This is a genomic window from Nostoc sp. (assembly GCF_036916575.1).
Classification (GTDB): Bacteria; Cyanobacteriota; Cyanobacteriia; order Cyanobacteriales; family Nostocaceae; genus Nostoc.
Map to the genome: position 1 here is coordinate 1 of NZ_JBALGC010000100.1, position 9,565 is coordinate 9,565.

Sequence of the window (9,565 nt, forward strand, 5' to 3'; positions counted from 1 at the left end):
ACCCATGCAGGGTAAGGGAAATACACCAAATGCTCAAAAATAGCCCAAACCCAGATATATCAACAAACTAAGCAAAACGATGTTAAAGTCCTTCTGTATATAGATTTGATGCTCTTTTTTCGGTGTTTTTGTCTAAGTCCCACTAAGAATCGGGAGAGCGATCGCCACCGGAAAGGGCGGGTACGCCATCGCGTTTTTTCTGTGGATTTGGTTGGTTTGGTATACCAAATTTTTACCTATAGTTTAGTGTATTCTCTGCTACATGACCATGCACTGAAGTCATAGAAAAGAAACAGAAACGTTATAAGATTTTTGGTATGCGTTGTAAGCCGCTAGTTTTTGGTGCTGCCTCTACTGTTTTGATTGTTACGCTTGCTAGTTCTGCTGTTGCACAAACTCAACCAGGTTTTGAACAAGCGCTCTATAAGAGTCTTTATCCTACTGGGTCAAATGACAGTTTCATTTGTTACGCCGAAACAGATACTCCCAACACTTTTGATTTAACTCGTCTGTGTGGTTCTGTTTCTACACCTTCCTCTGTTTCTGCATCACCCTCTGTTTCTATACCTTCTTCTGTTTTTACATTCCCCTCTGTTTCTATACCTTCTTCTGTTTCTACATTCCCCTCAAGTAATAACAGCTATGGTGGTGCTAGCTACAACAAATTTTCTGGTGATTCTGGTGGAGGCACTTCAACTGGAAGATGCAATACACCCAACGATACCGCTATTGAGGGCAGTCGTTGTGGTAGTCGAGCAGCTAGCGAAAGACGAGGAGGAAAGTAAATTTCATTCTGTGGCAGCAAAGGAGCGATGCCTGCGGCAGGCTATTCGGCGTCGCGCTTGGGTTTTCCTCGCTTGATTGGGTGGGGCGATCGCTCTGCTACCAATTAAAGTACTTTTGCTGCCACTTTACCTAGTGCTGTCTCCAAACGGTTGGTAAATTCTGAGGGGCGATCGCGAATTGGTAGGGCGATGAGCAGGAGCGAAAGCAAGATGTATTGATTTGGTCAGTTTTAAAACAACTGCCTTTGCCCTGTTTAGATCACTTAGGCGCACGGAAACCAGCTTTTTGTGCTGTATTCACATCTTTAAAACAAATATCCGGCTTCACTTTTTCATAATCTAAGGTTTTGGGTACGTGATAAATGTTGCCTCTCTTATTCGTAATCTTGCCTTTTACCTGTGCATCACTTGGGCAAGTTGTTTGGTTTTGTGGTTTCACCCCTAGATTTTGTGCTGCTGCTAAAACTGCTGTTTTATTCTCCGCCGATGCTGGCTTCTTAGAGCTAGAAGTTGTATTTCCAGGGATAGGACTAGCTGCTGTACTAGAGGCAGGATTAGTTGGAGCAACAGCAGTTGGTGAAGAAGGCGTAGTACTAGTAGATTCTTCAGGTTTTTTACCACAGCTACCTAGCATCAGCACTGTAAATAACGTCACTACCATGCTCAGTTGACGAGGTTTAAGTTGATTGTTCATGCGGTTAATTCTCTAATATTTAATTCCCAATATTTTAGCCGATACTGACTTCATCACTCTGCACATCACTAGCGCCACTCACCCCTCTGGCAGTCTCCACCAATTGTGCCAATATCTCTTGTGTTGCTACTTCTCCCTTTAAAACTACGCTACTTCCCAACTGAGCAACATAGACAGAATCAATCTCATCAAATTGCGAGTCTTCGTCAAAAGCTAAGGCCACTCTTTTTGCTAAACCACTTTGGTCATATTCTCCATTTAGTCCGACTCGTTCTAAAGGAATAGTTTCCCCCGATTCGGAATCATCAGCAATTAGAGTCGGATCTGGATTAACTTGAGCATCTTCTGGTTTTTCCTGTCCAAACAGTCTTTGTAACCAACCCATAACTGTAATTTCTCTTATCGTACAGATTTAAATACAGTTAATTATTGCACTGAATCTGCGCTATGAACGCTTGTAAAAGTTGAAGTGACGATGCGATGTTCAAAGGTTTTGGCAATTTGGCATCACAAGTCTTTGAATTGCCGTTTAAATGAGATATCAACAGAACAGCCACAAATCGCCTAAGTTGACCCAACGCTGTAGAAGAACTCAGCAGCCCACAGCGCTCGGTCATCGCAACTCTTGGAGACGCTCTTGCTAGCTTGCTTCCCCGCAGGGGTACGCCGCAACTGGCTAGTAATGTACTAGAAAATAGGCGTTGCAGAATAGAAATATGAATTAGGGGTAGGCGTAGCCCATCGTAGACATCGCTATGAAATGTCCAGTACTCAGATGAAATAAAGCAAGAATGTTTAAGGTCATACGTCGATGGTATGGGATTTCGAGCAATTGAGCGTGAAAAAGGAGTTCACCATACAACCGTAATATATTGGTTAAAACAAATTGGTGAAAAACTCCCCGATGCACCGCCAAGGGATGAGATACCAGAAGTTGGAGAATTATATGCTTAAACATTCAATTCGATTACTACTTCATTATTTAAAGTACCGTGAAATACCCGTGTTTCTCTGATTCATCCCGCATTTATGCAACGCCGATTAATCGACTGGAGTTACGGCGCGGTAGACGGGTCTTTTTCCCCCTGGCAAAGGTGGCGGTGAAGATGTTGGGTATGGTGATAAAGGTAAAGGGATTTTGATACACACGCTTACTGACGGTAATGGGATGCCATTAGCAAACCGCACCACACCAGCGAATGGAAGTGAACGCGAACAGGTTATACCTCTTCTTGAGAGTATCAAAGTCACAACCAATAAACCGGGTAGACCACACAAACGAGTCAAAGTGCTGGCTGCTGACAAAGGCTATAATTCCAAGGAAAAACGTGCAGTTTTGCGCCAACGTGGTATCAGACCACAGTTTCCCAAGCGAGTTTGGAAGACCAAGAAAAATCGGGGTAGACCAATCAAGGTCTCTGTACCACGTTTTCAACAAGAGCGTTGTTTGGCATGGTTTCAACGAAAATACTGTAGGCTCGTTGTGAGATGGGAAACAATTGCAGCCTGTTTCAATGCTTTTCTATCCCTAGCCAATTTAATCCTTTGGTTAAATCTTGTTGAATGTTATAACTGTATGCCTAACGACTCAGTTCAGCAGTTGGGGTTGAGCAACTTGTGACCGAAACGGTACTTCATTGTGTTAACAATGACTATTTGCCTGTTATTCAACAGCATGGATGAATTTGCGGTTGGTCACCAGACTGGACGCAACAATCTCCACGATCGCTACTGCACAGGCCAGTCCGCGGTCGCCTTTCGAGTTCCGGTCTGTGCCGACGACAGCACATCGTCAACGAGCCGCGCCAAGCGGACTGCATGAGTAAAGTCGGGAGCAGTCGAGGTTCCCAGAGCGATATCATCGCGCAGGGCGGCGTAGATTCCTGCGACGTTGGCAGCCGTGTCCGGCATCGCTCCCGTCTCCCCGTCGTCCACATGCTGAGGCTCGCCGTTGAGCGCTAGGCGCAGGCGACCCGTTGGGAAGCCTCTCGGCGCACCGCCGTCCAACGCGAGGTTGCCCTTGTCTCCAACCACCTCCAGGCGAAACTGCGTTGCCTCAGGCGGGCGACCCCCAGCCACCTCGATTGACAGCGCGCCGCCGCCAGTGAGACGCGCCTGCACGAGAAGGTGGTCGGGGATCAATCGCGCCTGCCGCGCCGCCTCGTCGCCGACCTGGATTTCGGGGTACTGAGTCGTGGCTAGCGCAATCACGTCTTCGAGCCGATCAAGCACCGCGATGGCAAGATCGAGCGCATGTCCGCCGTGGATAGACACGAGGGTGGCACCGTTCTCGGCGTTCTCCAGGTAGGAATCTGCCGCCGCTATTTTCGGACTGAAGGCGGCGGTGCCGGAGTAGAGCCGTGCGCTGAGCAAACGCCCGATCGCGCCAGACGCAACGAGATCGCGGGCGCGATGCGCGACGGGGTTCATCCGCGTCTGAAGACCGATCGCTGCGTGGACTCCTGCGGTGTGCGCGGCTGCCGCCATTTCCTCAGTCTCGGTGATGTTGCGGCCTAGTGGCCACTCGCAGTAAACGTGCTTGCCCGCTGCGATCGCGCCCAAGACCAACTCACGGTGATTGGGAACCCTGATGCAAACCGACACGAGGTCAACGTCCGGATCTCGAATCAGATCAGCTGCGTTGCCATAAGCTGCCTTCGCGCCAAAAGCTTTAGCAGCAGCATCAGCCGTTGACTGTCTGCTCGTTGCCACAGCCGCCAACTCCAATCTCGCCAGCTTCTGGACTGCGGGGACATGCGACTCTTTCGCCCACCCGCTATCAACGCTGGCACCGATGATTCCAACCTGCAATGATTTGGTCATAGTGTTCCCTCCGTTGTTTCGTTGAAGAACTTCATCAGCGCTTCGATGACCCGATCCGGTCGCTCCTCAGCTTGGTAGTGACCGCAGCTGTTGATCGTGACCGGATAAGCTGCGTTTTCATCCACGGCGATCGCACGCAGTGGTTGAGTATGCCCTGCACTCAATACTTCTAGATAGGTCTATTTCAAACCTGCATTCTCAGCATTGACTTGAGCAAAACTTGCCCAATCCTGTTCAGCCTGTCCATGAGCAATCGCAGCTAGCATGTGTTCATAAACTAAATTCACAAGCGGCATTGGCACGGCTACATCGTCTGCAACTTCTCGCACCAGTCGAATGTCTTTGAGACCGAGTTTGAGCGTAAACAAAGCTGGATCGAATCGTTTGTGAATGATTTGAGTGCCGTAATTCTCGTAGAGCGGGGACTCAAACACCTGATTCACGATTTGCAGAAAGTCTTGTGGCTCAATTCCCGATTTCTGCATCAAGGCAAATACTTCACCGAGTGTTTCCATCATGGCAGTGATTGTAAAATTGCCAGTAATCTTCACCAAGTTCGCCAGCGATGGGTCTGTGCCAATGATTGAGATCCCCCGACTCATCGCTTCGAGAATTGATCGACAGTGTTCAATCTGCGTGTTGTCGCCACCTGCCACAATCCAGAGATTCCCTTTTGCTGCAACATCAGGTCGTCCGAACACAGGAGCTGCGAAGTAACCTTGTCCTGCTTGGGTGTGACTTTGGGCTAACTGCTTTGAAAGGTTTGGACTGATACTACTCATCGAAATGTGAATGGCATCTCTGGCGAGTCCTGTACTCAATCCATCATTGCCTAAAGTAACGGCTTCGACCGCTTCATCGTTTGCCAGCATGGTAATCACGACTTCACACTGCCGCGCCACCTCTGCGGGCGAACTGGCGACCTGTGCGCCTGCTTTTTCCAGTTCATCAGCCGCACTTCGGGTGCGATTGTAGACGATGAGATCGTAGTTTTGCTGGAGCAAGACAGTTGCCATTGCTTTACCCATGCTGCCTAAACCAATGAATCCAATTTTCATTTTGGCTTCCTCTACAGACTTGAATGAATCGCGATCGCGCATCAGCTAAGATTGAACAAGATACGGTGTAGACCACTTCGTATAAATTTAATCTTCACTTTATTGATTTCTCTTCTGCCGTTTGATTGAATTGCACTTTTGAGCGCCGTCATGGACTGGTCGAATGAATGCTTTGCCCAGTTCGAGTATGTTACCTCTAACTTGACACAACTAGTAGTACACTACACCCATTCAGGAACTCGCTTATGACTCAGCGATCGCATTTAATAGTAAATTTGTAGCTGAGTTTGCTAGCTGGTTACTCTCAATTGACATCTCAGACATCCAAGTACTCAAAACCTAACTCAACCTGATCAGGAAGATTAAGTTTCGCTATCCCCATAACTAAGTACAGTTTTGCATAAAAGCGTAGCGTTTTTTATTGTCACCTAACGCATTACGACGCATTAGCATTGTCAGCCGACGCATTGGCATTGTCAGATGACGCATTGGCATTGTCAGATGACGTATTGGCATTGTCAGCCGACGCATTGGCATTGCAGGGTATTGCTAAATTTGATTCGCTACGAATTAATGAAATGCTGTACTAAGCACTTCTCAAAGCCACAATCGGATCGAGTTTAGCAGCGCGACGTGCAGGAACAACACCAAAGAATAAACCAATACCACCAGAGACACCAACTGCCATAGCAATCGCTATTGGAGAAAGTGCCGCTTCTAAGGGAGTCAAGGCTCCCACTAATAAGATGCCACTGACGCCAATCGCAGTCCCAACTAAACCGCCAGCGGCTGAAACTATTACTGCTTCAATGATGAACTGTAACAAAATATCTTGTTCAGTTGCGCCGATCGCTTTTCTCAATCCGATTTCTTGGGTGCGTTCGGTGACAGAGACAAGCATAATATTCATGATGCCAATGCCGCCGACAAACAGCGATATACTTGCGATCGCTGCTAGCATAATTGTCAATGCACCTGTGATTTGACCAACAGTTTGCAAAGCATCCTTTTGAGAGCGAAGAGTAAAATCATCTTCACCATTAATTTTGTGTCGTAGACGCAACAAATTAGTAATTTGAAACTCTGCTGCATCCACGCTCTCTGAATCACGAGCGGCAGCAACGAGATAATCTAAGGCGATACCATAGGGAGAATTCTTTCCCACAAGTCGGTTTGCTGAGGTTGTGATTGGTATTAGGGCAGCATCATCATAATCTGCTCCCACGCTGGAACCTTTAGCTGTTAATGTCCCAATCACTTGAAAGCTGGTATTTCCAACTCGCAATTGCTGACCGATAGCGTTACTATTACCAAATAGTTTTTCTGCCAAGTCTCCACCTAACACAACGACTTGGTTATTTCGCTTGATGTCTACTTCGCTAAAAAACCTGCCTTTAGCAGTTTCAAAATCCCGCACTGATAGAAAACTGGGAGTTGTGCCAATAATGTTGACATCGGTGTTTCTGTTGCGATATGTAATTACCTGTCTTGTGTTTAACTCAGGCGCAACTCCTACTACAGTTGGTACCTGAGAGGCGATCGCTTCAGCATCTTGCAACACCAGAGTTTTTGGCACTTCAAAGGAGATACGCTGAGTTTCTCGATTACCTGGCAGGATAAACAGTACATTTGGCCCTAATGACTCCAGCTGTTTATTCACGTACTTTTGCCCACCTTCGCCAATGCCAATCATGCCAATCACTGAGGCGTTGCCAATAACTATACCCAACATGGTGAGGGCGCTACGCAGCTTATTTGACAGCAGGGTTTTACCTGCCATATTAAGGCTCTCTAAGAGGTTCATACTAATTCGTAATTCGTAATTCGTAATTAAAATTTCAAAAATATTGTGATCAGAGGTTTTCCTATCCGTTAACCTGCTGTTGAAACAATATATTCTTAACAAGGGAATTATTTATTATTTTCTTCCTTGGCCTTTTCGATTTTGTAGTCTTTGGGTGGGTTGACAAAAATGCGATCGCCTTCTTTAACTCCCCCTAAAATCTGAGTTTGGTCTTGGATTTGCGCTCCAACTGTAATTTCGCGGAACTGGGGTTTATTGCTTGCATCTGGTACAAGTACGCCAGTTTTACCCTTTTGAGTAACGATTGACACCGTTGGTAACACCAAAGCATCATTGAGGCGATCGCCCAAAAAAGTCAGATCCACATTTAAGCCAGAACGCAGTTTACTTGTGCCAGTATCAAGAGCAACCCGCACCTGGAAGGATGTTACACCTTGTTCTATCACTGCTTCTGGAGCAATCAGGCGCACATGACCTTTAAAAACTTGATCGGGATAAGCATCAGCGACAATTTCTACCTGCTGTCCCTGTTTAATTCTGCCAAGATCGGCTTCGGGAACTTGAGCTAATATTTCTAAACCGCGTGCTACAGCGACAATTGAACTGGAAGTTGCCGACGCACTAGTAGAAGCAGAAGTTGTGGGTGTGACAAACGCGCCTGGATCGGCATACTTTTGCGTCACAATTCCCGAAAGAGGAGCGCGAATAATTGTATCTTCCAACTGCACTTGCATACCCTTCAATTGAGCCTCAGCAGCTGCAACAGCTGCTTGACGCTGGACAATTTCTTCAGGACGGGTGCCATCTTCCAAAAGTACCAATGCTGCCCGTGCTTCAGTAACAGCCGCTTGGCGTTGGTCGATTTCCTCAGTTCGAGTGCCAGTTTGGACTAACGAAAATCGTTTTTTAGCTTCTTCTAAACTGGCTTTAGCACTTTTGTCTTCACTGATAGCTTGATCGAGTAATTGTTTATTCTCTGCTCCCTGTTCGTATAGGTATTGATAACGCTTTACTTGTCCACTGGTGTAATTCGCTTTTGCTTGAGCCGCATCCACTTGGGATTGAGATTGAGCAATTTCTTGGGGACGATTACCAGCCCGAGCTGCGGCTAACTCGGCTTGGGCTTGTGCTAATCGCGCCTTTGCTTGAGCGATTTCTTGAGGACGACTACCAGCAACGGCTTCGGCTAGTTGTGCTTGACTTTGTGCTAAGTTAGCACGATACTGGCTACTTTGGGCCTCAATGCTGGCACTATCCATGCGAGCGAGAATTTGCCCTTGTTGAATGCGATCGCCTTGTTCGACATATAATTGCGAAAGCACTCCAGGGTTCTTCGGACTAATATTTACGCTCTGAACTGGCACGACTTTGCCACTAGCTATAATCCGCAAGGTGACGTTTTTCGCTGCCACTGGCACAGTTAATTGAGCAATGTCTTCTTTTGTCCCTTGATTTAACAGGGTGTAGGTTGTAATACCAACAACCAAAACACCCCCTGCTATCAGCCCCATCAGCCAGCGTAATGGATACTTAACTTTGCCAATAACAGGAATTTCTATCTGCGTAGCCATATCTAGAAGCCTATAAATCTTGCTTTATGGAAGTAGCCTGTAATTAAAGGGCAAGTGCAGGAATGCGGATTTGTTAAAATTTTTGGATTAAATCTTTAATTAGTTAACAAAAAATTAAATGCATAATTAGCTTCATAGTTGCTTAATCTTCCTTCATAATAGGTATTACATGTCTGTATGTCTTCACCTGAAAGGGTGACCTTAGCCACATTGTTAGGTAAAACTTCGCCAGCAGACCTACTAGAAGTGAGGTTGCACTTTATTTCTCCCCAGGCTTCAGCCTGGGGCTACCCGTAGCTTGCTTTTAATTGCCACATTTTTGGCGATCGCCACTATCGCTCTTGTATTACTCTGGTCAAATAAAAATAATTGTAGGTTGGGTTGAACGTTCGTGTTACTCAACAAGAACAAAGTTTTGGGTGTTGGGTTACCCTCCGGGAAGCCACCCTCCGGGCGTTTACGTGACTCAAACGCCACTTGCAATTCCTGCAAGGAGACGCGCAAAGGACAAGTCGGGAAACCGCTTGGGCGCTGTGGCTCCCCAACCTACACCTAGATTCATAAAAATCATTAAAAATAAGGGTTTGAGATTTTTATCTAGCGATAGTGAATAAAAGAGGGCTATTGCACTAAAAAAGTCACAATACTTAAAATGCTGGGCTTACAGTATTGAAGCATTATGCTTGACCCCACATTCTGCACTTCATTTTGTAATACCAATTCTCTAGAAGCTTGCACTAAATAGTTACCTCTATCTTCCTTGGCGTTCTTGGCGTTCTTGGCGGTTCGTTTTTCAAGATTAAGTGCATCTTCATGGAGAATTGGTATAA

At 46.4% G+C, this 9,565-nt stretch carries 10 protein-coding genes and 2 pseudogenes; 4 read left to right on the top strand and 8 right to left on the bottom strand.

What is annotated here, in order from left to right; all coding sequences use genetic code 11:
- The first annotated feature begins 317 nt into the window (after positions 1-317).
- Positions 318-785, top strand: coding sequence for a hypothetical protein (locus tag V7L29_RS21055; RefSeq protein WP_334736715.1), 468 nt, complete (start codon positions 318-320; stop codon positions 783-785).
- A gap of 259 nt (positions 786-1,044) precedes the next feature.
- Here V7L29_RS21055 and V7L29_RS21060 read toward each other — a convergent pair whose 3' ends face one another.
- Positions 1,045-1,479 (bottom strand): sunset domain-containing protein, encoded by a 435-nt coding sequence (locus V7L29_RS21060; RefSeq protein ID WP_334688760.1) that lies wholly within the window; start codon positions 1,477-1,479, stop codon positions 1,045-1,047.
- Positions 1,480-1,513: 34 nt separating this feature from the next.
- Positions 1,514-1,864: a phospholipid-binding protein gene (locus V7L29_RS21065; RefSeq protein WP_334688759.1), complete on the bottom strand. Its 351-nt coding sequence runs from the start codon at positions 1,862-1,864 to the stop codon at positions 1,514-1,516.
- A gap of 383 nt (positions 1,865-2,247) precedes the next feature.
- Between V7L29_RS21065 and V7L29_RS21070 the strand changes: the two are divergent.
- Both V7L29_RS21070 and V7L29_RS21075 read left to right on the top strand, forming a co-directional pair.
- Positions 2,248-2,424 (top strand): annotated as a pseudogene (locus tag V7L29_RS21070) (IS1 family transposase); the annotation flags it as partial.
- 178 nt (positions 2,425-2,602) lie between these two features.
- Positions 2,603-3,100, top strand: a pseudogene (locus V7L29_RS21075) (transposase); the annotation flags it as partial.
- A gap of 107 nt (positions 3,101-3,207) precedes the next feature.
- On the opposite strand, the gene V7L29_RS21080 reads toward V7L29_RS21075, so the two are convergent.
- Positions 3,208-4,302: a Gfo/Idh/MocA family protein gene (locus V7L29_RS21080; protein ID WP_334736716.1), complete on the bottom strand. Its 1,095-nt coding sequence runs from the start codon at positions 4,300-4,302 to the stop codon at positions 3,208-3,210.
- Between the two features lie 179 nt (positions 4,303-4,481).
- Positions 4,482-5,402, bottom strand: a complete 921-nt coding sequence (locus V7L29_RS21085) for an NAD(P)-dependent oxidoreductase (RefSeq protein WP_334736717.1) — start codon at positions 5,400-5,402, stop codon at positions 4,482-4,484.
- A 410-nt stretch (positions 5,403-5,812) separates the two neighbouring features.
- Here V7L29_RS21085 and V7L29_RS21090 point away from each other — a divergent pair, with 410 nt between their 5' ends.
- Positions 5,813-5,950 carry a hypothetical protein gene (locus V7L29_RS21090; protein ID WP_334736718.1) on the top strand — a complete coding sequence of 46 codons (138 nt, stop codon included), beginning with the start codon at positions 5,813-5,815 and terminating at the stop codon, positions 5,948-5,950.
- Here V7L29_RS21090 and V7L29_RS21095 read toward each other — a convergent pair.
- The 4 genes from V7L29_RS21095 to V7L29_RS21110 all read right to left on the bottom strand — a co-directional run.
- Positions 5,947-7,164, bottom strand: a complete 1,218-nt coding sequence (locus V7L29_RS21095) for an ABC transporter permease (RefSeq protein ID WP_334688490.1) — start codon at positions 7,162-7,164, stop codon at positions 5,947-5,949. The genes V7L29_RS21090 and V7L29_RS21095 overlap by 4 nt on opposite strands.
- A 107-nt stretch (positions 7,165-7,271) precedes the next feature.
- Complete coding sequence (locus tag V7L29_RS21100; protein ID WP_334736719.1) at positions 7,272-8,735, bottom strand: efflux RND transporter periplasmic adaptor subunit; 1,464 nt, start codon at positions 8,733-8,735, stop codon at positions 7,272-7,274.
- Positions 8,736-9,011: 276 nt separating this feature from the next.
- A complete protein-coding gene (locus V7L29_RS21105; protein WP_334736720.1) occupies positions 9,012-9,212 on the bottom strand; it encodes a hypothetical protein in 201 nt (66 codons plus the stop codon).
- A 144-nt stretch (positions 9,213-9,356) separates the two neighbouring features.
- On the bottom strand, positions 9,357-9,565 hold a 209-nt coding region (locus tag V7L29_RS21110; RefSeq protein ID WP_334736721.1), incomplete at its 5' end, for a hypothetical protein.

Bases quoted from the DNA above. Each gene is read 5' to 3' on its own strand.
- V7L29_RS21060 (WP_334688760.1), bottom strand. From the start codon at position 1,479: ATGAACAATCAACTTAAACCTCGTCAACTGAGCATGGTAGTGACGTTA.
- V7L29_RS21100 (WP_334736719.1), bottom strand. From the start codon at position 8,735: ATGGCTACGCAGATAGAAATTCCTGTTATTGGCAAAGTTAAGTATCCA.
- V7L29_RS21055 (WP_334736715.1), top strand. From the start codon at position 318: ATGCGTTGTAAGCCGCTAGTTTTTGGTGCTGCCTCTACTGTTTTGATT.
- V7L29_RS21095 (WP_334688490.1), bottom strand. From the start codon at position 7,164: ATGAACCTCTTAGAGAGCCTTAATATGGCAGGTAAAACCCTGCTGTCA.
- V7L29_RS21085 (WP_334736717.1), bottom strand. From the start codon at position 5,402: ATGCGCGATCGCGATTCATTCAAGTCTGTAGAGGAAGCCAAAATGAAA.
- V7L29_RS21080 (WP_334736716.1), bottom strand. From the start codon at position 4,302: ATGACCAAATCATTGCAGGTTGGAATCATCGGTGCCAGCGTTGATAGC.
- V7L29_RS21065 (WP_334688759.1), bottom strand. From the start codon at position 1,864: ATGGGTTGGTTACAAAGACTGTTTGGACAGGAAAAACCAGAAGATGCT.